Below are 25,921 nucleotides of genomic sequence, written 5' to 3'. Positions count from 1 at the left end.
GCTCGTCCATCGACAACTTTTGCCGTCAATGCCCGACCATCGACAGGTTCGCCGCGGTGTGGCGCGCGCCGGCCGCCGCACCCGGAGCGAGATGATGGTCGAGGCGGCTGCGCTGCTCGGTGTCCAGATGGATCTCGGTGGCGGCCAGGTTCTCGTGCAGGTGGGCGACGACGGTCGTCCCCGGAATCGCGAGGATGTCGTCGCCGTTGCCCAACAACCAGGCGAGGGCGACCTGTGCCGGCGTGGCGCCGATCTCCGTACCGATCGAACGCACCACATCGACGAGGGCGGTGTTGGTCTCGAAGGCGGCGTCGGCGAATCGCGGATGCACCCGCCGCCCGTCGGAGGCCTCCAGTTGGCTGGGTGAGCGCACCGCCCCACTCAACCATCCACGGCCGACCGGCGCGTAGGCGACCAGCGCGACGCCGAGTTCGCGGCAGGTGTCGAGCATTTCGGCTTCGACGTCGCGGGTGAACAGCGAGTACTCCATCTGTACCGCCGAGATCGGCGCGATGGCATGCGCGCGCCGCAGGGTGCCCGGGGAAACCTCGGACAGGCCGAGGTGACGTACCTTGCCCGCCTGCACCAGGTCGGCCAGCGCCGACATCGTCTCCTCGATCGGCGTGCCCGGATCGCGGCGATGCAGATAGTAGAGGTCGATGTAGTCGGTGTGCAGTCGGCGCAGCGACTCGTCGCAGGCGGTGCGCGTCCACGTCGCGGTGGAATCGACTGTGCGCCCGCCGGAGTCGTCGAAGCGGTATCCGAACTTGGTGGCGATCACCACGTCGTCGCGCACGGAGGTCAGCGTAGTCCCGACCAGGGTCTCGTTATGTCCTTGGCCGTACATGTCGGCGGTGTCGAAATGAGTGACACCGGCGTCGACGGCGGCCTGCAGCGTGGTCCGGCACGCGGCGTCGGTGACGGATTGATAGGTGGAACTCATGCCCATGCACCCGAGTCCGACCGGTCCGACCTTGGGACCGTCGATACCGAGACTGCGGAAACTGAATTCGCTGCTGGAAGTCATGAGACAACGATCGGATACGAGCGGTATCCGGGGAAGACCGACCGGATCCTAGGTGTGCCGCACCCACCCTCACCGCCGACGCCGCGGCATGCGGTTGACTGGGAGGGTGGATGCCACGTTGGGAGAGTTCCTGCGCACCAGACGGCGACAGGCCGTCGCACCGGTCGGCGAACGCCGACGCACCCCCGGACTCCGACGCGAAGAGGTCGCGACGGCCGCGGCGGTGAGCCACGACTACTACACACGTCTCGAGCAGGGACGAGAACGCAATCCGAGCGACGACGTGCTCGCCGCCATCGGCGACAGCCTGGGTTTCGGTCCCGACGATCACGCCTACGCACGCGCATTACGCGACCGGCCAGGCATCGGTGCAGGCATCGACATCGACGCCGCCCGGATGAGTCGCCTGGTCGAGAGCCTCCGCCCCAACCCGGCGTATGTGCTCGATCAGGTCAGCAACGTCGTCGCCATCAATTCCGAAGGCGCCGAGCTGTTCACCGGGCTGATGGACCACCCTCGACCGAATACGTGCCGCTACCTCCTCACCGATCCGCGCGCACGAGAGCGGTTCGTCGACTGGGAGGACAACGCGCGCCGCAGCGTCGCCGCGTTGCGTGCCGCCAACGCCGATGTCGCGGATCCGGGACTGGACGCGCTGACCACCGAGTTGTCGGCCGCCTCGACCACATTCGGCGAGTGGTGGGCGTCGTTCGCCGTCGCACCGCGCCGCGCGGATGCCAAACGTTTCCGGGATACCGACGGCCGCGTGATCACCTATCCGTATGAGTCGCTGCGCCTGCCTGATCCCGGTCTGCGGATGACCGTCTATCTCGCCGCCGCCTGCCAGATCGACTGACGGCTGCTACCCGGCCAGAACCGACGCCGCCACCTTTGGCTGCCAGTCGTGGGTCAGGAGTGCACCGAAGTTGTCTTCGCGATTGTTGGCCGCGGTCCCCGAATCACGCACCGAATAGATGAATGCCGGGCCGCAGTATCCCGACCGGGCGGCCGCTCCGAGGACGTCGACGATCTGAGTCGCCTGTTGCTGCTGCGTCACCATCTCGCCGGCGCCGAACCCCAGTGACGACGTGCCCGACCCACCGCTGGATGGAATCGTCGGCGCACCCATCTCGGTCAGCCAGATCGTCTTGGCGGAGTCGCCGTTGGCCACCATCACCGCCCGGATCTGTTGGGTTTCGGTCCAGCCGTTGGGAGTTGACGCGATCCCTTTGGGAAAGACGTAGGGATGCATCCCCGCGGCGTCGAAGTGGCCCTTCGCACCTGCCGCATACATTTTGGTCACGAAGTCGACGGCCCCGGCCGCGGGGCTCAAACCAGCAGCGACCACCGTCGACGACGGCTGAACATCTTTAATCGCGGTGTACGCGGCCTTGAGTAGTGCGGTGTAGTCGCTGGGGTTCGCGCGTGCCAGACCCCAGAACGCGGGCAGGTTCGGCTCATTCCAGATCTCGTGGTGGGTGACGTCGGGATAGTGGGCGATGAACGCTTTGAGAAATCCGCCGATGGTGGCGGGATTGGCCGGCGGCGCGTAGATGGAGCGAGCGCACCGCCGCGTCGGGCCCAGGAGGGCGCCGTCAGGACGAGGGCAAGGACCTTCAGGTTATGAGCCCGCGCAGCACCGATGACTCGATCCGGGACGGTCCAGTCGTAGGTACCTTTGGTTCGTTCGATGGTCGACCAATTGACGAAGACCCGGAGCCACGTGCCCCCAGTTCTCGACACCGCGTCGAGTTCTCGATCCAGATCTGCCGCGCTGAGTGTGAGTTGTGGTGCGCCCTGGGAGAATCCGTAACCCTCGGCCGGTACGACCACCTCTGCGTGCGCCTGCGGCGCCGGAGCGAGGAATGCTCCGACCACCAACATCACCGCGGCGATCAGTACCGTCACACGCATAGATCGCGATCTCACACGCATGTGTCCCCCGCAGGTCGACGACGTCCGAGGCCCAGGATAGCCAACCGGGGATCGCCCTCGATGCAGTTCTCGCACAATTCAAACCGGCGAGACAGGCGCTGGTTCACCGAGTTCGGCGCCCGGAATCACGGGTAGCCGTCGTGCGAGTACGAGCCCGATGCCGGCCAGGAAGATCGCGAGCAGGATCGCCAGCCGGATCGCGTCGAGTTGTGCGTCGACATAGTGGTCGACGAGCGCGGACACCTCGTCGGCCGGGATCTGGTGTTGCTGGGCGACCGCGTCGAGCTGGTCACGGCCGAGGACCTCGACGCCGTCGGCCGACGCCGCGGCGACCTGTTCCTTGGTCTGTGCCGACAACGACGGATCCGCCTGTGTCGCCTGGTTGAACCCCGCGCTCATGGCTGCCACCAGCATCGCACCGAGCACTGCTACGCCGACCGAGGTGCCGATGTTCTGTGCCGTTCCCTGCAGGCCGCCCGCCTCACCGCGATGACGGTCGGTGACCGAGGACATGATGACGTTGCCGAGTTGGGCTGCGATGAAACCGAATCCGGCCCCGAAGATCGCCATGCCTACCGCGAACAGCACATCATTCAGCTCGGGGTTGATTGTCGTCACCAGGATTGCGCAGCCGACGATGACCAGCACCAACCCCAGGGTCACCATGTGGCGTGGCGAGTAACGCGTCGAGAGCTTCGGACTCGAGAAGGCCGCGATGAGCATCGCCACCGACATCGGGGCCAGTTTGAGTCCCGTCTCGAAGGCGTTCTTCAGCAACGCGTATTGCAGGTAGATCGGGATGACGAAGAACATGCCGCCGATGATCGCCTGCTGGGCGACCAGCATCACCAGGCCGCTGCGCAGTTGCAGGGTGCGCAACAGCTTCGGATGGACGAGCGGCGTGCCACCCCGGTCGACGACGCGATTCTCCCAGTGCACCAAGCCGATCAGCACGAAGATCCCGGCCGCGATCATGAACGGCACCACCGAGAATCCGAACGGCGTGATCTCGACGCCACCGATCTCCAAGGCGCCGGACGGTCGGATGAAGCCCCAGGTTCCGGCCTGTAGCAACGCGATCACGATGAGCCCCAACCCCAGCGCGGACAGGATCGTCCCGATCCAGTCCATCCGTCCGGATTCGGTGGTCGGGTCGTCGGCGATCGTCCGCACCAGCAGCACGATGACCACACACACCACCGTCTCCGCCGCGAACACCACCCGCCAGGTCAGCGCCTCGGTCACCCACCCCCCGATGAGTGGTCCGGCTGCCGCGCCCGCGGCGGCGATTCCGCCGAGCACGCTGTACGCGGTCGCCCGATCCCTGCCCTGATAGTTGGTGGCGGTCAGCGAGATGATCGCCGGCATCACCAGGACTGCGCCGATACCCTCCACAAACGACCAGCCGAACAGCAGCACCGCATAATTAGGGCTGAATGCCGTTGTCAGCGATCCGATTCCGTAGACGACGAGACCGATCGAGAAGATGCGGCGCCGGCCGAACATGTCACCGAGCCGACCGCCGAAGAGCATGAACGAACCCATCACCAGGGTGTAAAGCGTGATGGCCGTCTGCAGATTTGTGAGCGTCGTGTCGAGGTCGTCGACGACCTGCGCGATGGACACGTTCATCACCGTCGTATCCAGAACCATGATGAACTGCGCCGCACTCAATATCAGGAGTACACCCCAATGCCGCATTCGCGGGACATTACTCCGATCAGCGACCTCGCACCGGGTTCAACGTGGACTCGCTCAAACCTCCATCAATCCGGCCGCCACTGTCGCGCCCAGCTCCCAGCACGCCTCCAGCACCGCCTTGTCGGGTTTATTCGACGCGATGACGTACTCGGCGGCCTTCTCCCACCCGAGTCCGGCAGTGATCCGGTCGACGGCGTTCTCCGCGCCCTCGGTCCCCTCGTTGCCGTGTAGGTACAGCCCGAACGGGCGACCCCGTGTCGAGTCGAGGATCTGGTAGTACGAGCAATCGAAGGCATGTTTGAGCGCACCCGAGATCGAGCCAAGGTTCGCCGGGCTGCCCAGTACATAGCCGTCGGCGGCAAGGAAATCCGACGTCGTCACCGACAGTGCGGCCCGGCGCACCACGTCGACGCCGGTGATCTCCGGGTCGGTCGCACCGCTGAGCACCGCCTCGAACATCGCCTGACAATGCGGCGACGGGGTGTGGTGAACGATCAGCAAGGTGGCCATGCCGGGGCTACTCCTCGTCGTGGAACTGTGCGACAGCCCGCTTCATCATCTCCCGGGCTCGGGACCGGTCTCCGGCATAGTCGTAGGCGCGGGCGATCCGATAGGTCTTGCGCCAGTTGCCCGGATCGGCCTCCCACTCGGCTTTGCAAGTGGCGAAAAGTTCGTCGGCGGCGTCACGTTCGACCCGACCCGACGCACGGGTGGGCAACGCCGAGATGTCGAGTTCCTGGCCATCTTCGGCCATAATCGCTGCCAGCCGCTGATGTTCGATGCCGGCGCGCAGAGTCGCGTAGACCATCCACGCACCGATCAACGGCAGCACGATCACGCCGATACCCAGCCCGATCCCGGCGACGGTGCCGGTCGCGATCAACGAGATGCCGCGCCACCCGAGGATCCCGAAATACACGATCAGCGCGATGACCAGGCCCGCGATCATCCACACCACCGGCCGGGCGTCCTTCGCGTACGGCCCTTTTCGGCGGCCGGCCGGTCGGTCTGGCTCCGGGGAGTTCACGTCGTCAGTCACCGCGTCCTACAGATCCATCAGTTCTTCGAGCCCCACCGTGAGACCCGGCCGAGCGCCGATGCTGCGCACACCCAGCACCACACCGGGGACGAACGAGGTGCGGTCGAGCGAATCGTGGCGGATGGTCAGGGTCTCCCCCTCGGTGCCCAGCAGCACTTCCTGGTGGGCGACCAGGCCGGCCAGCCGCACCGAGTGAACACGCACGTCGTCGACGACCGCGCCGCGCGCACCGTCGAGCTCCTCGGTGGTCGCATCCGGGCTGACGCCCACGCCGGCCTCGGCACGGGCGGCCGCGATCAGCGACGCCGTCCGGTAGGCGGTACCCGACGGCGCATCCGCCTTGTGCGGATGATGCAGTTCGATGACCTCGACCGAGTCGTAGAAGCGGGCGGCCTGGGCGGCGAAGCGCATCGACAGCACCGCGCCGATCGCGAAGTTCGGGGCGATGAGCACGCCGACACCGGGGTTGTCGGCCAACCATCCGCGCACCGTGGTGAGTCGTTCCTCGGTGAATCCGGTGGTTCCGACGACCGCGTGAATCCCGTTGGAGATGAGGAACTCCAGGTTGTCCATGACGACGTCGGGGTGGGTGAAGTCGACCACGACCTCGGTACCCGACTCGGTGAAGGCCGTCGGCGAATCGCCCTTGTCGACGCCGACGGTGTAGGTGAGGTCGTCGGCCTTCTCGACGCCCGCGACGATCGCCTGTCCGACCTTGCCCGCGCTACCGAGAACGCCCACCTTGATGCCGTTGCCCACTTGTTCCCTCTTCCTCGCCCGCTGTCTCGTGTCGATGTTCGGTGCCGCTGCGGATCTCCCGCCGAGTGCGCTCGCCGACGCGCTGCCTCGAACATCGAGTCTAGTGCCCGCCGCGACATCGCCCGAGCACGCCCGCACCGCCGCGACATCGCCTCACCATCGACTCAGAAGATCGGCGCCCCGCCACGCCGGTGATCGAAGACGAGCGAGGTCGTCGTGCCGGCCACCTCGTGCCGATCGTTGAGCATCTCCACGAAATCGCGCAGCGTCTGAGTGTCGGCGGTCGCGACGTGCAGCAGATAGTCGTCGGCGCCCGCGAGGAAGAACACATCGATGACCTCGTCGTGGGTGGCGATCTCACCGACGAACTCGCGGATCTGTGCCCGCGCATCCGATTTCAGACTCACCGCCACCATCGCCCGCAGAGGTCGGCCGACCGCCGCCGGATCGACATCGGCGAAGAAGCCGCGGATCACCCCGAGGTCGATCAACCGCCGAACACGTCCATGGCAGGTCGACGCGGCTATCCCGACACGCGCCGCGAGCTCACTGTTGGGGATCCGCGCGTCGACCTGCAGGATGCGCAGCAGCGTCCGGTCGGTCTCGTCGAGCTCGACGGCCCGAACATCCTTCGGCATGGCAGCCTCCAGCCTAGAAAATTCGATGATTCTTCAATCCTAGGACTCTACAAAGAATCTTCCACAGCTTCATTGCGCCATGCTCGTAGAACCTTCACCCTGGAGTTCTGCTGGCGAACCGCCGTCGGCCGACGAGAGGAACACGATATGCGCGTCGGCATCCCCACCGAGATCAAGAACAACGAGTACCGGGTGGCGATCACCCCGGCCGGGATCGCCGAACTCCATGCCCACGGCCATGAGGTTGTCATCCAGGCAGGCGCCGGGCTGGGTTCGGCCATCGAGGACGCCGACTTCAAAGCCGCCGGCGCCCAGATCCTGGGCACCGCGACCGAGGTGTGGGAGCAGGCCGAACTACTGCTCAAAGTCAAAGAACCCATCGACGCCGAGTACGCACTGCTGCGTGCCGACCAGACCCTGTTCACCTATCTGCACCTGGCCGCCTCCCGCGCATGCACCGATGCGCTGCTCGCCGCGGGCACCACGTCGATCGCCTACGAGATGGTGCGTGCCGCGGATTCGACGCTGCCCCTGCTGGCGCCGATGAGCGAGGTGGCCGGCAGGCTGGCCCCACAGGTCGGTGCCTACCACCTGATGCGGTCGGCGGGCGGGCGCGGCGTACTGATGGGCGGCGTACCCGGAACCGCACCGGCCGACGTCGTCGTCATCGGAGGTGGCGTCAGCGGCGTCAACGCCGCCGCGACCGCGGTCGGCATGGGTGCGCGGGTGACCGTCTTCGACATCGACATCGCCAGACTGCGCGCCATCGACGCCCGCTTCGGCGGTCGCGTCCACACCCGACACAGCACCGCCCTCGCCCTCGCCGAAGCGGTCGTCGAGGCCGACCTGGTGATCGGGGCCGTCCTCGTGCCGGGCGCCAAAGCTCCTGTCGTGGTGCCCAGTTCGTTGGTGGAGCGGATGCGGCCGGGAGCCGTGCTCGTCGACATCGCCATCGATCAAGGGGGCTGCTTCGAGGATTCGCACCCGACCACCCACGACGACCCGACCTTCACCGTGGGCGACACCGTCTTCTACTGCGTGGCGAATATGCCCGGGACGGTGGCCCGCACCTCGACCCATGCGCTGACCGGCGCGACGCTCCCCTACGTGCTGCGCTTGGCCGACCACGGGTGGGAACGTGCCTGCCGCGACGATCCGGGGCTCGCCGCCGGACTCAGCACCCACGCCGGCAAATTGCGGTGTCCGCAGGTCGGTGCCGCACTCGACCTACCGGTCGCCCGGACCGCACTGACGAACGTCTAGAAGACGACCGAACTGGTCCCGCGACGGCGGCCCCGATAGGTGAACCGTCGTTCGGTGAGGTCACCGCGCCCGTCTGGGGTCACCCGCAGCACCGTCGAGGCGCGCGTTCCGTAGCCGGGCAGGTCGATGAAGATCGACGACAGCCCCTTCTCGAAGTCGGCGGGAACCCCGGTGTCGGGCAGTCGATCGACGTCCGGCCGGGTGTCGTCGGCGAGCAGGACCAGATACGGTTCGACGCCGGCGTCCCGACGATCGGCCGCGACGATCGGGGCGAGCGCGGCCGATCCGTCGGCGACCTTCGGCCAGCCGTTGTCGAGTGCTCCGTTCGACAGTCCATGTATTCCGGGAGTTACCTTCTGCGCCACCGTTTCCGGCCAGTTGGTCACCCACCACAGCTCGACCGCGTCGCCGACAAGCAGATTGACCGGCTGATAGTCACCGGCCTCGGCGGCCACCCTCGCGGCATAGTCGGCCGGACTGTCGTCACCGGCGAGGAAGGCAACCGGCAGTTCGCCTCGCGAGCGCGGACCCGACGGTTGTGGCGGACCACTGCGCACATTGGTCACCATCGCCACCCGCCGCGGGTCGTCGGCATGCACACCGAGCCAGGTGCCGCCGGCCTGCGCGTCACGACCGGCGATGATCGGCAGGTCCGGCCACCGCGCCAAAACCCGGGTCCGGCGCCGATGGAACTCGTCGCGGTTGGCCGCGACGATCAGCGAATAGTCGGGGTGGTTCTGCCAGGCGAACAGGATCACACACATCAGTGGTCGGCTTCTCCCGCCGCGATCGGCACGTAGTGACTCATATTCGCCATCCGGCGCTGAATCCCCGCGATCTCGCGCACCGCCTGACCGAGGAGACTGCGATCCAGCGGAGACAAATGCTTCATCGACAGTTCGTCGCCGATGTGCTCGCCCTGATCGAACTGTGCGACCTGATAACTGAGCCGGATCCGCTGCAGCACGTCGAAAACCTCGACGAGTGTGGATGCCTGCTCGTCGGGCAGAAGTTCACTGCCCGACGCCGTCTGCAGTCGGGATCGGGTGTCGACCTCGGCAGAGGAGACGCTCAGCGCCGCCCATCGGGCGATGTTGACCACCGGCGTGATGGCGTGGGTCTTGATGTCAAAGGTGTCGCCGCGGCGGGTCAGTACATCTCGCATGGACCGCATCCGGGCGCGAGTGGCCAGCGACTCGGCGAGCAACAGTCCCAGCGTGCGCGGGTTGCTACGCAGATCGGTCAGCATCGTCTCCGCTGCGGCCGAATCGCGAGGCCCGACCAGGACCCGTGCATCGAGCATCAACGACGCGAAGATCATGCCCTTGTTCGCGAGCGGATCGTCGATCCAGGTGCGCGCCGCACTGCGCCAGCCGTCGTGGGTCCGTGCGAACAACGGCATCGACGCCACCGCCCCGTTGGTGTCGATGCGCAAACCGGCACGGCGCAGCACGACGTCGACTTCGGTGAATGCCGCACGGAATCCGTCCAACTCGTTGCTGGTCGTCGAATCGGCAAGTGAGGCAGCAGAATCGACGTCAGAACTCAATACCGGTTCGCGACGCGCGTTGCTGCCCAGCGACAGCCAGGTCAGCGCCGCACGGTCGAGTTCGGGGTGCCGGTCGAGGACCAGGTCCAGCCCACGCCGCGCGATCGCGTCATTGGTCAGCGACAGCACTCGGGTGATCTCGTGGACCGGACGCGACCGACGTACCAGGTCGGCGATCAGACTCGGTGTGCGTCGGGCATGGTCGACGAGTTCGGCTTCGGTGCGCGATCGTGCGATCTGATGGCGCAATCCCATACTCGCACCGGCCGGCGCCGCCACGAAGTCGGCCTGGGACACCACGCCGAGGACCTCACCGTCGGCGGCGAGCACCGGGATGATCGTCAGCTCCCTCTCCAGCAACTCGGTCAGCGCCTCCACTGCGGGCGTGTGATCGCGCACCGTGAACGCGCGTTCGGCCACGACCTGGGCTACCGGCGTCGTGGCGTCGCGTCCGGCCGCGACGACCCGCGCCCGGATATCGGCGTCGGTGACCACCGCATATCCGCCAGCCGACCACGGCACCAGCAGGTAATCCTGCGCCCGTTCGGTCATCAGCTCCGCAGCCTGACGCACACTCATCTCGGGACGTCCGATGACCGGCCGGGTCCGGATCAGGTCGCCGGCCACCCCCTCTACCGGGTCGCCGATGTCGCGCCGCCGGGCGACGGTCAGCTTCGGTGCCACCAGATCGGCAGCGTCCCCCGTCGGCGCGCCGGCACCGGCGGGCGCCGCCGCACCTGCGGATAGGTCGTCATCGGGGATGCCCACGCCCCGATCCTATGCTGCGGACCGATGCTGACCGTGTCACCGGCGCCCGCGAGAACAGCACCCACCAAACGACGGCGACCCGTCGCCGGCCAGATGCCGGTGACGGGTCGCTCGTGGTGATCAGGTGACGATCAGGCGTCCGCGTTCTCCGCGGGTGCCTCGGCCTTGGCCTCGTCGTCGACGGGGATCAGGCTGATCTTGCCGCGCTCGTCGATGTCGGCGATCTCCACGCGGAGCTTGGAGCCCACGTTCACGACGTCCTCGACCTTGTTGATGCGCTTGCCCTTGCCCAGCTTCGAGATGTGGACCAGGCCGTCGCGCCCCGGCAGCAGCGAGACGAAAGCACCGAAGGCGGTGGTCTTGACGACCGTGCCCAGGAAACGCTCGCCGACCTTCGGCAGCTGCGGGTTGGCGATCGCGTTGATGCGATCGATGGCGGCCTGTGCCGACGGACCGTCGGCGGCACCGACGAACACCGTGCCATCATCTTCGATCGAGATGTTGGCGCCGGTCTCCTCGGTGATGGTGTTGATCGTCTTGCCCTTGGGCCCGATGACCTCACCGATCTTGTCCACCGGAACCTTGATGGCGGTGACGCGCGGGGCGAACGGGCTCATCTCGTCCGGCTCGTCGATCGCCTCGGCCATCACGTCCAGGATGGTCAGACGGGCGTCCTTGGCCTGGCTCAGTGCACCGGCGAGAACCTTCGAGGGGATGCCGTCGAGCTTGGTGTCCAGCTGCAGGGCGGTCACGAAGTCCTTGGTACCGGCGACCTTGAAGTCCATGTCGCCGAAGGCATCTTCGGCGCCGAGGATGTCGGTCAGTGCGACATAACGCATTTCGCCGTCGACCTCGTCGGAGACGAGACCCATCGCGATACCTGCGACTGGGGCACGCAGCGGCACACCGGCGTTGAGCAGCGAGATGGTCGAGGCGCAGACCGAACCCATCGAAGTGGAACCGTTGGAGCCCAACGCTTCCGAGACCTGACGGATCGCGTACGGGAAGTCCTCGACGCTTGGGATCACCGGCACGAGGGCACGCTCGGCGAGCGCACCGTGGCCGATCTCGCGGCGCTTCGGGGAACCGACGCGGCCGGTCTCACCGGTCGAATACGGCGGGAAGTTGTAGTGGTGCATGTAGCGCTTGGAGGTCTCGGGCCCCAGCGAGTCGATCTGCTGGGCCATCTTGACCATGTCCAGGGTGGTGACGCCCATGATCTGGGTCTCGCCACGCTCGAACAGGGCGCTGCCGTGGGCGCGCGGGATGACGCCGACCTCGGCCGAGAGGGCGCGGATGTCGGTGATGCCACGTCCGTCGATGCGGAAGTGGTCGGTCAGGATGCGCTGGCGCACGAGCTTCTTGGTCAGCGAACGGTAGGCCGCGCCGATCTCCTTCTCGCGTCCCTCGAACTGCTCGCCGAGCTGGGCCAGGATGTCGGCCTTGAGCTCGTCGGTCTTGTCGTCGCGCTCCTGCTTACCCGCGATGGTGAGGATCTCCGACAGTCGCTCGGTGGCAGCTGCGGCGACCGCGTCGTAGGCGTCGGTCTCGTAGGGCGGGAACAGCGGGAACTCGCCGGTCTCCTTGGCTGCGGCGGCGGCCAGCGACTTCTGCGCCTCGCACAGTCGGGCGATGAACGGCTTCGCCGCTTCCAGACCCTCGGCGACGATGGCCTCCGTCGGTGCCTGCGCGCCGCCGGCGATGATGTCGATGACGTTGTCGGTGGCCTCGGCCTCGACCATCATGATCGCGACGTCGGCGTTATCTCCTTCACCGCCGACGATGCGGCCCGCGACGACCATGTCGAAGACGGCGCCTTCGAGCTGCTCGACGGTCGGGAACGCGACCCACTGGCCCGCCTTGTTCTCCTCGGTCGGGATGAGTGCGACACGCACGCCGCCGACCGGGCCGGAGAACGGCAGACCCGCGAGCTGGGTGGACGCCGATGCCGCGTTGATGGCGACGACGTCGTAGAGGTCGTTCGGGTTGAGGCTGAGCACGGTCACGACGACCTGGATCTCGTTGCGCAGGCCGTCGACGAAAGACGGGCGCAGCGGACGGTCGATCAGACGGCAGGTCAGGATGGCGTCGGTCGACGGACGGCCTTCGCGGCGGAAGAACGATCCGGGGATACGACCTGCGGCGTACATCCGCTCCTCGACGTCCACGGTCAGCGGGAAGAAGTCGAAGTGCTCCTTCGGGTGCTTGGACGCGGTGGTCGTCGAGAGCAGCATGTTCTCGTCGTCGAGGTAGGCAGTGACCGAACCGGCCGCCTGCAGGGCCAGCCGGCCCGTCTCGAAGCGGATGGTGCGGGTACCGAACGAGCCGTTGTCGATGACCGCGGTCGCCTCGGTGATGGCGTCGTCGTAGTCGAGGTCTTCGGTGGTGGTGGTCAGATCTGTCATGTGGGGTGTTGATCCCTTCGTATCGGTCGCATCCGTTGCGACCGTCGTCCCGGGCGCAGATGTTGCGCCCCGATATATGCGATGTGGGCCGGGGTTCGACTGACGTACTCGTCGTCGTCCGCGCGATCTGCGCGCAGGACGAAACCAGCCCGGAACTGTGCTGTGAAACCCGATGGCCGGAGTGAATGCCCGCTCATCCTGATGCGGGCGGTGAGCTCTCAGACGGCCATCGATCGAAGCGGCCGGAACTCGATTGCTCCGGCGGCCACTACCGAGGACCGATCTGGCTCGTCCTCACGTCCGTACACCGACTTCACGGCGACGATCCGTCGGCCAGTTTATCATCGTGCATTGCCAAACCTTGACAGATCGCCTCGGACGCGCAAACGCCACCGGCCACATCCCGTTGAGGACGTGGCCGGTGGCGTTTGTTCGGGGTCTCAGCGACGCAGGCCGAGGCGCTCGATCAGCGAGCGGTAGCGCGCGATGTCGACCTTGGCGACATACTTGAGCAGACGACGACGTCGGCCGACGAGCAGCAGCAGGCCGCGGCGGCTGTGGTGGTCGTGCTTGTGGGTCTTGAGGTGCTCGGTCAGGTCGACGATGCGCTTGGTCAGCAGTGCGACCTGAGCCTCGGGGGAACCGGTGTCGGTCTCGTGCAGACCGTACTCGGCGAGGATTTCCTTCTTCTGGACGGCAGTCAATGCCATGGGTGTTCTCCTGAACTTCTCAGTCCCGCGTGATTCTGTGACCCGGCTCAACGTCTACCCAGACGGCTCCTCGGGGTGGCGCGCCACCGCGGACCGCAGCAACGCCGAGGGTCAAGGCTACCAGTGGCCGGGTGACCACCCAAATCCCGCTGGTGCCGCGACCGGCACCATCCTCACTCGGTCGGGGTGGCCGCGTCGGCGGCGGCCAGGACACCGCGCGTCTTCTCGACGTCGTCGGCGATCGCGACGATGAGCGCGTCAACGGACTCGAAGGGTTCCATCGCGCGAATCCGGCCGACGAAGTCCACGGCCACGTGCTGCCCGTACAGGTCGGCACTGGCGTCGAGCACATAGGCCTCGACGGTGCGGGTGCGCCCGGAGAAGGTCGGATTGGTGCCCACCGAGACCGCCGCCTGATACCGCTCCCCCGGTATGACCTGGCCGACGACCGGACCAGCACCGAGCACGGTGAACCAGGCGGCATACACACCGTCGGCGGGAATCGCGGCGTGCATCGGCGGTGCGACATTGGCGGTGGGGAAACCGAGTTCACGACCACGCCCGTCGCCGCGCACGACGACGCCCTCCACCCGATGTGGACGTCCCAGCGCCTCATCGGCGCGCTCGACGTCGCCTGCGGCGACACAGGACCGAATGTAGGTGGAGCTGAAGGTGACCGCGTGCTCACCGAACAACGAGATCGCCTGCACCTCGAACCCGAACAGCGTCCCGAGTTCGGCGAGTTTGGCGACGTCACCGGCGGCCTTCTTACCGAAGGTGAAGTTGTCCCCGACCACCACGTCGGCCGCGTGCAGGCTCTCGACGAGAACGTCGTGGGCGAATTCCTTGGGTGAGCGCGACGCGAGTTCCGGCGTGAACGGCATGACGCAGAACACGTCGATGCCGAGCTCTTCGGCCAGCTCGGCCCGTCGGGTCAGGGTGGTGAGCTGCGGCGGATGCGATCCGGGACGCAGCACCTCGGCCGGGTGCGGGTCGAAGGTCATCAGCACCGACGGCACGCCACGCTCGCGGGCTGCGGTGGTGGCCGCATGGATCAGCTGGGCATGACCGCGATGCACACCATCGAAGACTCCGATGGTCACCACGCAGCGACCCCAGTCCGCCGGGATGTCGTCGAGACCTCGCCATCGCAACACGCGCACCAGCCTACGGCTCCTCGGGTCCTTGAACCACATCGGCCACACCGGATGTCGCGAGACCACGCTCACGCGAGGGCGACCGACCCGCTCACCGCGCGCCCGGCACCACCATCCGGCCCGGTGGGAACGATAGAGTCGACTCCATGCCCGATTCCCGTGCCGGTGAACGTCCGGTGACCGAATTGTCGTCGGTCACCCAGGATTATCTGAAGATCATCTGGACCACCCAGGAATGGGCCGACGTCCGCGTGACGACGAAGCTGCTCGCCGAGAAGCTCGGCGTCTCGCCATCGACCGCCTCCGAGGCGATCCGGAAACTTGCCGAGCAGGGACTCGTTTCCCATGAGCGCTATGGCGCGGTGTCACTGACCGACGAGGGCCGTACCGCAGCGATCCTGATGGTCCGCAGGCACCGGCTGCTGGAGACCTTCCTGGTGCGCGAACTCGGCTACGGCTGGGATGAGGTCCACGACGAGGCCGAGGTCCTCGAACATGCGGTATCCGACCGTCTGATGGCACGGCTGGACGCGAAACTCGGCTACCCCGACCGCGATCCGCACGGCGACCCGATTCCAGCACTCGACGGTTCGGTACCGAGTCCCGACGTCCGTCCGCTCTCGGATCTGGAGGTCAACGAATCCGGCACGGTGGCACGGATCTCCGACGCCGACCCCGATATGTTGCGTTACTTCGACGAGGTCGGCGTCGCCCTCGACCGCCGGCTGACGGTCGTCGAGAAGCGACCCTTCGCCGGGACGATCGCGATCACCGTCGAGGGCAGCAACGACATCGACCTCGGCGACATCGCGGCCCGCGCCATCTTCCTCACCGGCATCTGAGTGCGGCGGCCGACTATCCGGTCCCGTTGAGGACGTCGATCAGATCTGGGATGAGCGCGACCCCCCAGGCGATGAGCCCGATCACGGTGGCGATCACCGCGATCAGGAACAGCCAGGCGACCACGCGGGCGCCGGTGTTCTGATAGCCGACGCCGAACAGTAGTTTCACATATTCGACGAACAGGTCGATGAGACGAACGAGAAGCATCATTGGTTCGGCAGTCCTAGGTCATCGTCACGTTGGAGAAGATCAGCACCGGCCAGCAGACGATCGACCCGAGAAACGAGATGATCTTGTCGGTCGTGCTGTCGATGTCGGCCAGGTGCGACGTATGCGTCAGCGTCCAGATGACGCCGATGATGCCGTAGGGGATGCCGATGAGGATCAGGGTGCCAAGGAACTCCGACACCTTCATCTCATGATCGAGCACGCGGCTCACCATATTCCACATGACTAAGCTCTTTCTCACAGGTTGCGGCACGATACCCGCGTCGCCGCACAGCGGCGACACACATCACATGCAGGTATGGCGCAAGGGATTTCGCGGCTCTTGTCCGCTGATGTCGATCAGTGGGCCCGCAGATCAGATGAGCGCCTGGTCCTTACGGATGCGGCGTCGCAGGTCACGCATGATCAGGTAGAAGCCACCGAAACGCAGCGGCCGCGGCAGGAAGCGGTTGACGAAACCGACGAAGAGGAACAGATTGTCGTAGCGACGCTGGTCGATCGGTCGCCAGCGCAACTCGAGCTTCTCGCGGAACAGCGGCGGCAACGAGCCGATGGTCAGGAAACGCAGCAGCCCGCGGAGCGGATAGGCCAGCAGCGGGGTGATCATCCGCAGGTCGACCAGATCGTTGATGAACTTCTTCTGCGTCTCGTCGTAGGTGATGCGCTCGCAGGCGACATTCCAGTACTTGTCGAACTCCACCCGCGTCGCCGGCCACATGTCCTCGGTGACCTGCAGCGTCGTCGCCAACGGGGTGGCGCTGCGGTAGAACTGTTCGGCCTGTTCGGGATTCATCCGCCCGTGCAGCAGCTGGTGGGTGTCCTCAAAACCGACGAACAGGCACGCGGCCACCCACATCTGCAGTTCGCGATTGAAGGCGTTGTATTTCACCGGCGACGATTCGGTACTGCGCACATGCCGGTGCGCGGTGTTGATCGCCTCGCGGTAGGCGGCCCGCTCTTCGTCGGTGCCCATGATGGCGACCGCCAGGTATTGCTCGGTCGTGCGCAGGCGTTTCCACGGATGCTTCATCAGCGCACCCGAATCCACCTTCGACTCCATCACGCCATAGGCGACCTCGGGCCAGCCGAGTTGCATCGCAACATTCGCCGCCGATCCGGCCGCGGCCCAGAAGTCGTAGGCATCCTCGATCTCGGTTCGGACGTAGGCCTCGTTGGGTCGCCGCTCCGGGGTGGCGACCGTGAGCCGGGTCTGCCCGGTAGTCAGCACCGGCACCGCCGTGGTCAGATCGGGCAGATAGCTCTTACGCTTGCCGCGAGCCGCCGGGTCGGCCGACTCCTCCGGAATCACCTGCCCGGTGTCGATCTCGTCCGCGCTCACCCGCACCACACTGGTCATGCCGCCAACCCCCGATCTGAGTACTGATGTAATCAGTTTCTATTAACTGCTGCCGAAGCCCCGGTGTCAAGAATCACCGGAGAACCGCAACGCGATTGGGGTACAAGGTCCCGCGCGGTCCGCGTCAGCGCAGTGTCGCCGGACGGACGACCATCACCGAACTCGCACGCCGCCCCTTCTCCTGCACCAGCGCGATCGACCGCCCGGCCGGGTCGACCACGACGTAGATCCCCTTGACCCCGATCGGTTCCAGCCACCGTCCCTGACTGATCGACTCGGCCTCGTCGTCGTCGATGTCGCGATGCGGGAAGGACAGCTTGACCGCCTCGTCGATGTCGAGGCCGACGCGCGGGTCCTCCCGGATCGCATCCAGCCCGCGGGCGTGATCGAGAGTGAACGGCCCCACCGCGGTGCGCCGCAGCGCGGTCAGGTGTCCCCCGACACCGAGTCCGGCACCGAGGTCGCGGGCCAGCGATCGAATGTAGGTGCCTGCCGAACAATCCACCTCCACGTCCACGTCGACGAACCCGCCGTCGCGACGGACCTCCCGGATGTCGAAACGCGACACCGTGACCGGACGGGCCTTCAGATCGAAGTCTTCCCCGGTCCGCACCAGCGCGTGCGCCCGGCGACCATCGACCTTGATGGCACTGACCTTGGCCGGGACCTGCTCGATGTCGCCGGTCAGCGCGGCGATCCCCGCGGCGATCTGATCGTCGGTGACCGCCGAGGCGTCCGCGGACGAGATGACCTCGCCCTCCCGGTCGTCGGTGGTGGTGGCCGCACCGAGCCGGATGGTCGCCGAGTAGGACTTGGTGGTCAGCGACAGCAGGCCGAGAAGCTTTGTCGCCCGCTCAATCCCGACGACCAGCACGCCGGTTGCCATCGGGTCGAGGGTGCCTGCGTGGCCGACCCGCCGGGTGTTGAAGATCTTGCGGCACCGCGACACCACGTCGTGGCTGGTCATGTCGGCATCCTTGTCGACGATGAGCAGCCCGGCATTCTCGATGGACGAAGCAGCCATCACGCCACCGTGATCGAGGTCATGATCAGGCCGCCGTCGATCAGCCAGCGTCCGCGCAATTCCAGCAAGGGTTCTCCCCCGTCGTCGGTCTTCGGGTCGATCAGAATGCGCGAGACGAACTCGCCGGTCGCCCCGGCATCGGCTGCCGCCGGACCGGCGGCGTCGGTTCGGGTGAAGGTGATGTGTGCATCCTCGAAGCCCAGCCACCGATTGGTGAGCGGGAACCAGGCCTTGTACGTGGCCTCTTTGGCGCAGAACAACAATCGATCCCAGTGCAGACCGGGTGCGCGCGTGGCCAACACCGCACGTTCGGCGGCGATGCTCGTGTGGTCGAGGACCCCGTCGGGCAACGGCGCATGCGGCTCGGCGTCGATGCCCAGTGACCGCACTCCTAGCCCGTAGGCGACGACCGCACCGCGGTAGCCGTCGCAGTGTGTCAGGCTGCCCACCACCCCGGCGGGCCACACCGGGGCGCCGCGCTCGCCCCGCAGGATCGGCGCGGGTTCGATACCCAGCTGCGCCATCGCCTGCCGGGCACAGTGTCGTGCGGTGGTGAACTCCCGTCGCCGCTTGTCCACCGCCTTGGCGATCAGGCTCAGTTCGGCGGGCATGGGCTCCAGACCCGGCGGGTCGGTGAACGCCTCCGCCGTGGCCACCCCGGCAGGAACGAGTCGGTCGATCACTGGTCGGCCTTTCGGTTGGCGCGGCGAGCCTGCCGCTCTTCGACGCGGCGTCGGAACTCGGCGGCGCGCTCGGCGTAGTCGGGTGGCAGCTCGAAACGAACCCCATGTTCGGGCAGTTCCTCCGCCCGTGGTCCGTCGTCGGGGAAGATCTTGCGCAGCAACGGTTCCGGAAGGCCGCGTCGTTTCCACTCGCGGGGATAGCCGACGGACACCTCTTCGAAGCGAACATCGTCGTACCAGGTGGTGCGCGGGATGTGTAGATGTCCGTAGACGCAGCAGGCCGCGTTGAACTCGAGATGCCAGTCCGCGGTCAGCTCGCTGCCGCACCAGAGCGCGAACTCCGGATAGAAAAGCGCATCGGTGGGCTCGCGCCGGAGCGGCCAATGGTTGATCAGGATCGTCCGCTCGGCCGGATCGAGCGCCTGTAGCCGTTTGCGGGTCGCCTCGATGCGCGCGCGGCCCCAGGCATCGCGGGTGCCGAACGGCTCCGGCGACAGCAGGAACTCGTCGGTGGCAACCACATTGCGCTCACGCGCGAGGGCGAGCGCCGACAGCTTGTTGGTCGTCCCCTCCGGGCGGAAGGTGTAGTCGTAGAGCAGGAACATCGGCACGACGCGGACCGGCGCCGACCCGTCACCCGCGTCGAAGAGCGGATAGATGTCCTCGGGGGTCACCACCCCGAGGTCACGGCACGCCTGGACCAGATAGTCGTAGCGCGCCACCCCGAAAATCTGCAGCGGGTCCTTCGCGGTGGTGTAGAGCTCGTGATTGCCGGGTACCCAGATGACCTTCGCGAACCGGGTGCGCAGCCGACGCAGCGTGTCGATGATGTCGTCGGTGCGCTCGGCCACGTCACCGGCGACGATCAGCCAATCGTCGGCTGAGGTCGGCCGGATGTCGTCGACGATATGCTCGTTACCCCGATGTGCGATGTGCAGATCGCTGATCGCCCATAGAGTTGCCATGGGTACCCATCGTGCCAGAGCCGCCCGGTCGTCCGATTCGCCGGACCCGTCGGATGGCCCCGCCTCAGCCGGGCGCACCCACCCGATGCCACCGGCCACCGGCGATCCGCCAGCTCACCGTCGCCAGACGCACCAGCATGAACGCCAGCAATCCGGTCCAGATGCCGGCGAGACCCCAGTCGAAGATCAACGATGCCCAGATCAGCGGCAGAAAGCCGATCAGCGCTCCGATCAGCGTCGCGGTCCGTAGGAAGGCCGCGTCGCCGCTGCCGAGCAGCACGCCGTCCAAGGCGAACACCACCCCGGCGATCGGCAGCATGGCGACGAAGAACCACCACGGCACCCCGATCGCGTCGAGGACGGCTCCGTCGTCGGTGAAGATCTGCGGGATGACCCCATAGCCGGCGGCGAAGACTGCGGCTGCGAGCATCGCGGCAACCGTGGAGACGACCGTGACCCGCCGTGCTACCGAACCGGCCGCACGCACCGCCCCGGACCCCAGGGCCGCGCCGACGAGGGCCTGCGCCGCGATCGCCAGCGAATCGAGGAACAGCGCCATGAATTCCCACAGCTGCAGCACCAGCTGATGCGCGGCGACCTGGGCGACGCCGAAGCGGGCCGCGACCGCGGCCGCGGAGAGGAAACAGACCTGGAAGGACAGGGACCGCACGATGAGATCGCGGGCCATCACCAGCTGAGCGCCGATGATCATCCGGTCCGGACGCAACGACGCACGGTCGGCGCCCAGCGCCAGCGATTCCCGCAACACCCGGGCACCGAAGAGCAGGCCGGTGATCGTCTGACCCACCAGATTCGCCACCGCACTGCCCGGCAGCCCCCACCGGGGCAGGCCGAACATCCCGTGCACCAACCCGACGACGAGTACGGCCGCGACCGCCAGTCCGATCACCACATAGACCACCGGGCGACGGGTCTCCTGCACACCGCGCATCCAGCCGTTTCCTGCCATGGACAGCAGGATCAGCGGTACCCCGAACACCGCGATGCGCAACCATTCGGCGCCATCGGCGGCGACATCGGGCGAGCCTCCACCGACCAGCACCCGCATGATCAGGGGGGCCGCCGGATAGGCGATGGCGATGATGCCGACACCGACGCCGATCGCCACCCAACTCGCCTGTAGCCCTTCGGTGACCGCCCCGGCCCGGTCACCCGCACCGAAGCGGCGGGCCGAACGCGCCGTCGTGCCATAGGACAGGAAGGTCAGCTGCGTGCTGATCACCGACAACACCAGGGTGGCGACCGCCAGCGCGGCCAGCTCATCGCCACCGAGTCGGCCGACGACCGCCAGGTCAAGCAGCAGGTACAGCGGCGGAGCGATCAGAACCGCGAGCGCCGACACCGTCAGGATTGCGATCCGCCCGAATCCGGGTGTCGCCGTTGCCGTGTCGGTCAGAACGACCCCAACAGGCGCGTGACCACCTCGTCGACGGTTCCGGTGTCGCTGTACCCCGCGGCGCGACGATGTCCGCCACCACCGTGCGAGCGGGCCACCGGAACCAGATCGACGGATTCCTTGGCGCGTAACGACACCGCCCAACTCCCGGGTGCGATCTCCTTGCACACCGCGGCGACCTCGGCCTCCTGGGCCGTGCGCAGAATGTCGATGACGCTCTCCACCTCGGCCCAGTCCACCTTGCGCAGCGCAGCATTGGGCACGACCGCGTACACCAGCCCGCCGTCGCATGCGTCCGGCACATACTGTGCGGCGCCGAGCACCTCGGCGACCAGTGTCAGCCAGGTCAGTGGATGGCTGTCGAGAAGCAGACGACTCCAGGTGCGCCCGTCGACCCCGAGATCGAGGAGCCGGGCCGCGACACGCAACGAATCCGGTCGGGCCCATTTGAACGATCCGGTGTCGGTGACCAAACCGGCATAGATGCAGGTGGCGATGTCGGCGTCGATCGGGGTGTCCATCGCGTCGAGGACGTCGAGCACCAGCGTCGCGGTGCAGTCGGCCTCGGCGTCGATGAGATCCAGTTGACCGAAGCCCTCATTCGAGGCGTGATGGTCGATGACGACGGTCCGGTCGGCGCGCTCGAACACGGCCGAGAGCCGATCGAGCCGGTCGATGGTCGCCGCATCCACCGCGACCACCGTCGTGTGGCCGACCACTGCGGACTCGTGCACGAGGAGTTTGGCCCCCGGCAGCATTCCCAAGGTGCCGGGCAACCGGTCATCGCCAGGAAAGGCGACCTCGACGTCGACACCCCGACGGTCGAGCGCCAGCCCCAGCGCGAGCCCACTGCCGATGGTGTCGGCGTCCGGGCGGACGTGACACAGGATCGTCACCGCACGCGACGCGGCGAGGACGTCCGCCACCGACGCCGGGGTCGTGGCGTTCACGCGCCCGCTCCCTCCCCGTCGGCTTCTTCGGGGACGGCGGGCTCGTCCTTGCGATATGGATCGGCGTCGCCGGCCGGGGTGGCGTCCGCGGCCTGCCGTGCGACGAGTTCGTCATTGGCCCGCGCCCGGGCGACCAGTTCTTCCATCTGGCGGGCCGCGTCGGGCACCGTGTCCAGGGTGAACGTCAGGGTCGGGGTGAAGCGGACACCGGTTCCGGCGCCCACCTTCGACCGCAGGATCCCTCGCGCCTTGGCCAGCCCGGCCGCGGCGGCCTCGTAATCCGGTGTGGCGTCCAGGGAGTCTGCGCGCACCGTGTAGAAGAGAGTGGCGTCGTGCAGGTCGTTGGTGACGCGGGCGTCGGTGATCGTGACGAAGGCGAGCCGGGGATCCTTGATCTCCTGCGCGATCGCGGAGGCGACGATCGTCGAGATGCGCTTCGCCATTCGAGCGGCACGTGCGGGATCAGCCATCAGTGATCGGTGTCCTTTCCGAAGTCGAAAATACTCCAGCCGGTGGTAGTCGACCATGCGACACCACGAGCTGAGGTGGCATCGAAGGCGCGGGATCGGAGTCGATCCCGCGCCTTCGATGTGGCCAATAGCCGTTGACGGTCAGTCGCGCGGCTTCTCGCGAAGCTCGTAGCTCTCGATGACGTCGTCGACCTTGATATCCGAGTAGGTCAGCGTGAGACCACATTCGTAGCCTTCGCGAACCTCGGTGGCGTCGTCCTTCTCACGCTTGAGCGAGGAGATCGTCAGGTTCTCGGCGATCACCACGTTGTCGCGCAGCAGGCGGGCCTTCGCGTTGCGACGGATGATGCCGTTCTGCACCAGACAGCCGGCGATGTTGCCGACCTTCGACGACTTGAAGATGGCGCGGATCTCGGCGCGGCCGAGTTCTGCCTCTTCGTAGACCGGCTTGAGCATGCCCTTGAGCGCGCTCTCGATCTCGTCGATGGCCTGGTAGATCACCGAGTAGTACCGGATGTCGACGCCCTCGCGGTTGGCCAGCTCGGTGGCCTTACCCTCCGCACGGACGTTGAAGCCGATGATGATCGCATCCGAGGCGGCTGCCAGGTTGACGTTGGTCTCGGTGACACCACCGACACCGCGGTCGATGACCCGCAACGAGACCTCGTCGTCGATCTCGATGCCGAGCAGCGCCTCTTCGAGGGCTTCGACCGTACCGGCGTTGTCGCCCTTGAGGATCAGGTTCAGCTGGCTGGTCTCACGCAGTGCCGAATCCAGGTCCTCGAGGCTGATGCGCTTGCGGCTGCGGGCGGCCAGCGCGTTGCGCTTACGCGCATTGCGACGGTCCGCGATCTGCCGCGCGGTGCGGTCTTCCTCGACGACGAGCAGGTTGTCGCCTGCACCACACACCGAGGTGAAACCGATGACCTGCACCGGACGCGACGGCAGCGCCTCGTTGACGTCGTCGCCGTTCTCGTCGACCATGCGGCGCACGCGACCATAGGCGTCACCGGCCACGATCGAGTCGCCGATGCGGAGCGTTCCGCGCTGGACGAGCACGGTCGCCACCGGACCACGGCCGCGGTCGAGGTGCGCCTCGATGGCGACACCCTGGGCGTCCATATCCGGGTTCGCCCGCAGATCGAGCGAGGCATCGGCGGTCAGCAGCACGGCTTCGAGCAGAGCGTCGATGTTGGTGCCCTGCTTGGCCGAGATGTCGACGAACATGGTGTCGCCACCGAAGTCCTCGGCAACCAGACCGTATTCGGTCAGCTGGCCGCGGATCTTCGCCGGATCGGCACCTTCCTTGTCGATCTTGTTGACCGCGACCACGATCGGCACATCGGCCGCCTGAGCGTGGTTGATGGCCTCCACCGTCTGCGGCATGACACCGTCGTCGGCGGCGACCACCAGGATCGCGATGTCGGTGGCCTTCGCACCACGGGCACGCATCGCGGTGAACGCCTCGTGACCCGGGGTATCGATGAAGGTGACCAGTCGATCCTCACCGTTGAGGTGGGTGTTCACCTGGTAGGCACCGATGTGCTGCGTGATGCCACCGGCCTCGCCCTCACGGACGTTGGCCTTACGGATCGTGTCGAGCAGTCGGGTCTTACCGTGATCGACGTGGCCCATGACGGTGACCACCGGCGGACGCTGTTCGAGGTCGGAGTCGTCGCCCTCGTCCTCGCCGTAGCTGAGGTCGAAGCTCTCCAGCAGCTCGCGATCCTCGTCCTCGGGACTGACCACCTGAACGGTGTAGTTCATCTCCGAGCCGAGCAGCTCCAGCGTCTCGTCGTTCACCGACTCGGTGGCGGTGACCATCTCGCCGAGGTTGAACAACGCCTGGACCAGCGAAGCCGGGTTGGCGCCGATCTTCTCGGCGAAGTCCGACAGGGACGCGCCCCGGGCGAGACGGATGATGTCGCCGTCGCCGCGCGGCAGCCGAACGCCACCGACGGCCGGGGCCTGCATGTTCTCGTACTCGGCGCGCTTCGCCCGCTTCGACTTACGACCGCGGCGCGGAGCACCACCGGGGCGACCGAACGCACCCGCGGCACCGCCGCGACCACGTCCGCCACCGCCACCGCCGCCGGGACGACCGCGGAAGCCGCCACCGGGAGCACCGCCGGTACCCGGTGCGCCACCGGGAGCGCCGCCGCCACGGAAACCACCGCCGCCACCACCGGGACGACCGCCACCACCGGGACGACCGCGACCTGCGTCGGGCCGGGCCGCACGGCTGGGCATCGCGCCGGGGTTCGGACGCGGAGGCATGCTGCCCGGGCTGGGACGGGGACCGCCCTGACCGGGAGCGGGACGACCGCCGCCGGGGCGGGGACCACCCTGACCGGCCGGCGGACGGTTACCGCCGCCGGGACGCGGACCACCCTGACCGGGTCCGGGCCGCGGCGCAGGCGGACGCGGTGCCGGGGCGGGCGCCGACGAGTAGGGGTTGTTGCCGACACGCGGGGCACGCGGACCGGGCTTGGGTCCGGGACCCGGACGCGGACCGGGAGCCGCCGGTGCGGCGGGTTTGGTCGCCTCCGGACTCGGGGTGGCCGGCTTGGCCGCCGCTGCCGGGCGTTCACCGGGGGTGGGGGCGGGAGCCGCCGGAGCGGGTTTCGCCGGAGCCGGCGCGGCCTCGGCCGCGGGGGCCGGAGCTGCGGCAGCGGGAGCCGGTGCGGCCGGCTTGGGGCCGGGACGCGTACCGGGCTTCGGGGCGGCCGGACGCGGGCCGGGCTTGGCGCCCGAACCCGAGGTTGCCGACGGCTTGGCGCCGTCCTTGGATCCCCCGTCTTTATGGGGGAACGATTCACGCAGTCGACGGGCCACCGGGGCCTCAACGGTCGACGATGCCGATTTGACGAATTCGCCCTGTTCCTTGAGTCGCTCGAGCACTTGCTTGCTCGTCACGCCCAGTTCCTTGGCCAATTCATGCACGCGGGCTTTGCCTGGCACTGCTCTCCTCACTTGGAGGCCGAGCGGCTTGCCCGCCACGGCCTCGATTTATGTCCGATACATGCTCATCGT

At 67.2% G+C, this 25,921-nt stretch carries 25 protein-coding genes; 3 read left to right on the top strand and 22 right to left on the bottom strand.

The window, feature by feature from the left end; translation table 11 throughout:
- Window positions 1-25 precede the first annotated feature (25 nt).
- Window positions 26-1,027, bottom strand: coding sequence for an aldo/keto reductase (locus QSJ18_RS06180; protein WP_286325421.1), 1,002 nt, complete (start codon window positions 1,025-1,027; stop codon window positions 26-28).
- A 106-nt stretch (window positions 1,028-1,133) separates the two neighbouring features.
- On the opposite strand from QSJ18_RS06180, the gene QSJ18_RS06175 reads away from it, so the two are divergent.
- On the top strand, window positions 1,134-1,883 hold the full coding sequence (locus tag QSJ18_RS06175) for a helix-turn-helix transcriptional regulator (protein ID WP_286325420.1): 750 nt from the start codon (window positions 1,134-1,136) through the stop codon (window positions 1,881-1,883).
- Window positions 1,884-1,889: 6 nt separating this feature from the next.
- Here the strand turns inward: QSJ18_RS06175 and QSJ18_RS20190 are convergent, their stop codons facing one another.
- From QSJ18_RS20190 to QSJ18_RS06145, 6 genes are all read right to left on the bottom strand, one after another.
- Window positions 1,890-2,330 (bottom strand): hypothetical protein, encoded by a 441-nt coding sequence (locus QSJ18_RS20190; protein ID WP_353507205.1) that lies wholly within the window; start codon window positions 2,328-2,330, stop codon window positions 1,890-1,892.
- A 710-nt stretch (window positions 2,331-3,040) separates the two neighbouring features.
- Window positions 3,041-4,663 carry an MFS transporter gene (locus tag QSJ18_RS06165; RefSeq protein ID WP_286325419.1) on the bottom strand — a complete coding sequence of 541 codons (1,623 nt, stop codon included), beginning with the start codon at window positions 4,661-4,663 and terminating at the stop codon, window positions 3,041-3,043.
- Between the two features lie 54 nt (window positions 4,664-4,717).
- Window positions 4,718-5,173 (bottom strand): flavodoxin family protein, encoded by a 456-nt coding sequence (locus tag QSJ18_RS06160; protein WP_286325418.1) that lies wholly within the window; start codon window positions 5,171-5,173, stop codon window positions 4,718-4,720.
- Window positions 5,174-5,180: 7 nt separating this feature from the next.
- The gene (locus QSJ18_RS06155) at window positions 5,181-5,612 is read right to left on the bottom strand and encodes a hypothetical protein (protein ID WP_286325552.1); all 432 of its coding nucleotides are present in this window, start codon (window positions 5,610-5,612) and stop codon (window positions 5,181-5,183) included.
- Window positions 5,613-5,708: 96 nt separating this feature from the next.
- A complete protein-coding gene (gene dapB / locus QSJ18_RS06150; protein ID WP_286325417.1) occupies window positions 5,709-6,461 on the bottom strand; it encodes a 4-hydroxy-tetrahydrodipicolinate reductase in 753 nt (250 codons plus the stop codon).
- Between the two features lie 164 nt (window positions 6,462-6,625).
- Window positions 6,626-7,099 carry an Lrp/AsnC family transcriptional regulator gene (locus tag QSJ18_RS06145; RefSeq protein WP_286325416.1) on the bottom strand — a complete coding sequence of 158 codons (474 nt, stop codon included), beginning with the start codon at window positions 7,097-7,099 and terminating at the stop codon, window positions 6,626-6,628.
- 147 nt (window positions 7,100-7,246) lie between these two features.
- Here QSJ18_RS06145 and ald point away from each other — a divergent pair, with 147 nt between their 5' ends.
- The gene (gene ald, locus QSJ18_RS06140; protein WP_286325415.1) at window positions 7,247-8,362 is read left to right on the top strand and encodes an alanine dehydrogenase; all 1,116 of its coding nucleotides are present in this window, start codon (window positions 7,247-7,249) and stop codon (window positions 8,360-8,362) included.
- Here ald and QSJ18_RS06135 read toward each other — a convergent pair.
- The 5 genes from QSJ18_RS06135 to QSJ18_RS06115 all read right to left on the bottom strand — a co-directional run bounded on the left by QSJ18_RS06135 (window position 8,359) and on the right by QSJ18_RS06115 (window position 14,951).
- A complete protein-coding gene (locus QSJ18_RS06135; protein ID WP_286325414.1) occupies window positions 8,359-9,126 on the bottom strand; it encodes an NRDE family protein in 768 nt (255 codons plus the stop codon). The genes ald and QSJ18_RS06135 overlap by 4 nt on opposite strands.
- A complete protein-coding gene (locus QSJ18_RS06130; protein WP_462476003.1) occupies window positions 9,126-10,595 on the bottom strand; it encodes a putative nucleotidyltransferase substrate binding domain-containing protein in 1,470 nt (489 codons plus the stop codon). The genes QSJ18_RS06135 and QSJ18_RS06130 overlap by 1 nt, the downstream gene beginning before the upstream one ends.
- A gap of 215 nt (window positions 10,596-10,810) precedes the next feature.
- Entirely contained in the window at window positions 10,811-13,084 is a 2,274-nt protein-coding gene (locus QSJ18_RS06125; protein WP_286325413.1) for a polyribonucleotide nucleotidyltransferase, read from the bottom strand.
- 440 nt (window positions 13,085-13,524) lie between these two features.
- Window positions 13,525-13,794, bottom strand: a complete 270-nt coding sequence (gene rpsO, locus QSJ18_RS06120) for a 30S ribosomal protein S15 (RefSeq protein ID WP_286325412.1) — start codon at window positions 13,792-13,794, stop codon at window positions 13,525-13,527.
- Window positions 13,795-13,967: 173 nt separating this feature from the next.
- Window positions 13,968-14,951 carry a bifunctional riboflavin kinase/FAD synthetase gene (locus QSJ18_RS06115; RefSeq protein ID WP_286325550.1) on the bottom strand — a complete coding sequence of 328 codons (984 nt, stop codon included), beginning with the start codon at window positions 14,949-14,951 and terminating at the stop codon, window positions 13,968-13,970.
- Between the two features lie 146 nt (window positions 14,952-15,097).
- Here QSJ18_RS06115 and QSJ18_RS06110 point away from each other — a divergent pair, with 146 nt between their 5' ends.
- Window positions 15,098-15,793: a metal-dependent transcriptional regulator gene (locus QSJ18_RS06110; protein WP_286325411.1), complete on the top strand. Its 696-nt coding sequence runs from the start codon at window positions 15,098-15,100 to the stop codon at window positions 15,791-15,793.
- Between the two features lie 13 nt (window positions 15,794-15,806).
- On the opposite strand, the gene QSJ18_RS06105 is transcribed toward QSJ18_RS06110, so the two are convergent.
- From QSJ18_RS06105 to infB, 10 genes are all read right to left on the bottom strand, one after another.
- Window positions 15,807-16,004 (bottom strand): hypothetical protein, encoded by a 198-nt coding sequence (locus tag QSJ18_RS06105; protein ID WP_286325410.1) that lies wholly within the window; start codon window positions 16,002-16,004, stop codon window positions 15,807-15,809.
- Window positions 16,005-16,017: 13 nt separating this feature from the next.
- Complete coding sequence (locus QSJ18_RS06100; protein ID WP_286325409.1) at window positions 16,018-16,245, bottom strand: hypothetical protein; 228 nt, start codon at window positions 16,243-16,245, stop codon at window positions 16,018-16,020.
- A 132-nt stretch (window positions 16,246-16,377) separates the two neighbouring features.
- Window positions 16,378-17,379, bottom strand: a complete 1,002-nt coding sequence (locus QSJ18_RS06095; RefSeq protein WP_286325408.1) for an oxygenase MpaB family protein — start codon at window positions 17,377-17,379, stop codon at window positions 16,378-16,380.
- 124 nt (window positions 17,380-17,503) lie between these two features.
- Window positions 17,504-18,403 (bottom strand): tRNA pseudouridine(55) synthase TruB, encoded by a 900-nt coding sequence (gene truB, locus QSJ18_RS06090; RefSeq protein ID WP_286325407.1) that lies wholly within the window; start codon window positions 18,401-18,403, stop codon window positions 17,504-17,506.
- A complete protein-coding gene (locus QSJ18_RS06085; RefSeq protein WP_286325405.1) occupies window positions 18,403-19,086 on the bottom strand; it encodes a 4'-phosphopantetheinyl transferase family protein in 684 nt (227 codons plus the stop codon). Before QSJ18_RS06085 ends, truB begins: the two co-directional genes overlap by 1 nt.
- Window positions 19,083-20,051 (bottom strand): metallophosphoesterase family protein, encoded by a 969-nt coding sequence (locus QSJ18_RS06080; RefSeq protein ID WP_286325404.1) that lies wholly within the window; start codon window positions 20,049-20,051, stop codon window positions 19,083-19,085. Before QSJ18_RS06080 ends, QSJ18_RS06085 begins: the two co-directional genes overlap by 4 nt.
- A gap of 64 nt (window positions 20,052-20,115) precedes the next feature.
- Window positions 20,116-21,423, bottom strand: a complete 1,308-nt coding sequence (locus QSJ18_RS06075) for an MATE family efflux transporter (protein WP_462476002.1) — start codon at window positions 21,421-21,423, stop codon at window positions 20,116-20,118.
- Between the two features lie 41 nt (window positions 21,424-21,464).
- Window positions 21,465-22,418 carry a DHH family phosphoesterase gene (locus tag QSJ18_RS06070; RefSeq protein WP_286325403.1) on the bottom strand — a complete coding sequence of 318 codons (954 nt, stop codon included), beginning with the start codon at window positions 22,416-22,418 and terminating at the stop codon, window positions 21,465-21,467.
- A complete protein-coding gene (gene rbfA, locus QSJ18_RS06065; RefSeq protein ID WP_286325402.1) occupies window positions 22,415-22,888 on the bottom strand; it encodes a 30S ribosome-binding factor RbfA in 474 nt (157 codons plus the stop codon). The genes QSJ18_RS06070 and rbfA overlap by 4 nt, the downstream gene beginning before the upstream one ends.
- Window positions 22,889-23,029: 141 nt before the next feature.
- Window positions 23,030-25,849 (bottom strand): translation initiation factor IF-2, encoded by a 2,820-nt coding sequence (gene infB / locus QSJ18_RS06060; protein ID WP_286325401.1) that lies wholly within the window; start codon window positions 25,847-25,849, stop codon window positions 23,030-23,032.
- Window positions 25,850-25,921 lie beyond the last annotated feature (72 nt).

The sequence above is a fragment of the Gordonia heveisoli genome, from assembly GCF_030315745.1.
GTDB lineage: Bacteria > Actinomycetota > Actinomycetes > Mycobacteriales > Mycobacteriaceae > Gordonia.
Note: the sequence above shows the minus strand (reverse complement) of the source record. Positions and strands in the feature narration are given on the sequence as shown.

Excerpts from the sequence above, each read along its gene's own strand:
- QSJ18_RS06180 (WP_286325421.1), bottom strand. The coding sequence starts at position 1,027 with ATGACTTCCAGCAGCGAATTCAGTTTCCGCAGTCTCGGTATCGACGGT.
- QSJ18_RS06165 (WP_286325419.1), bottom strand. The coding sequence starts at position 4,663 with ATGCGGCATTGGGGTGTACTCCTGATATTGAGTGCGGCGCAGTTCATC.
- QSJ18_RS06160 (WP_286325418.1), bottom strand. The coding sequence starts at position 5,173 with ATGGCCACCTTGCTGATCGTTCACCACACCCCGTCGCCGCATTGTCAG.
- QSJ18_RS06155 (WP_286325552.1), bottom strand. The coding sequence starts at position 5,612 with ATGATCGCGGGCCTGGTCATCGCGCTGATCGTGTATTTCGGGATCCTC.
- QSJ18_RS06145 (WP_286325416.1), bottom strand. The coding sequence starts at position 7,099 with ATGCCGAAGGATGTTCGGGCCGTCGAGCTCGACGAGACCGACCGGACG.
- ald (WP_286325415.1), top strand. The coding sequence starts at position 7,247 with ATGCGCGTCGGCATCCCCACCGAGATCAAGAACAACGAGTACCGGGTG.
- QSJ18_RS06135 (WP_286325414.1), bottom strand. The coding sequence starts at position 9,126 with ATGTGTGTGATCCTGTTCGCCTGGCAGAACCACCCCGACTATTCGCTG.
- QSJ18_RS06125 (WP_286325413.1), bottom strand. The coding sequence starts at position 13,084 with ATGACAGATCTGACCACCACCACCGAAGACCTCGACTACGACGACGCC.
- rpsO (WP_286325412.1), bottom strand. The coding sequence starts at position 13,794 with ATGGCATTGACTGCCGTCCAGAAGAAGGAAATCCTCGCCGAGTACGGT.
- QSJ18_RS06110 (WP_286325411.1), top strand. The coding sequence starts at position 15,098 with ATGCCCGATTCCCGTGCCGGTGAACGTCCGGTGACCGAATTGTCGTCG.
- QSJ18_RS06105 (WP_286325410.1), bottom strand. The coding sequence starts at position 16,004 with ATGATGCTTCTCGTTCGTCTCATCGACCTGTTCGTCGAATATGTGAAA.
- QSJ18_RS06100 (WP_286325409.1), bottom strand. The coding sequence starts at position 16,245 with ATGTGGAATATGGTGAGCCGCGTGCTCGATCATGAGATGAAGGTGTCG.
- QSJ18_RS06095 (WP_286325408.1), bottom strand. The coding sequence starts at position 17,379 with ATGACCAGTGTGGTGCGGGTGAGCGCGGACGAGATCGACACCGGGCAG.
- truB (WP_286325407.1), bottom strand. The coding sequence starts at position 18,403 with ATGGCTGCTTCGTCCATCGAGAATGCCGGGCTGCTCATCGTCGACAAG.
- QSJ18_RS06080 (WP_286325404.1), bottom strand. The coding sequence starts at position 20,051 with ATGGCAACTCTATGGGCGATCAGCGATCTGCACATCGCACATCGGGGT.
- rbfA (WP_286325402.1), bottom strand. The coding sequence starts at position 22,888 with ATGGCTGATCCCGCACGTGCCGCTCGAATGGCGAAGCGCATCTCGACG.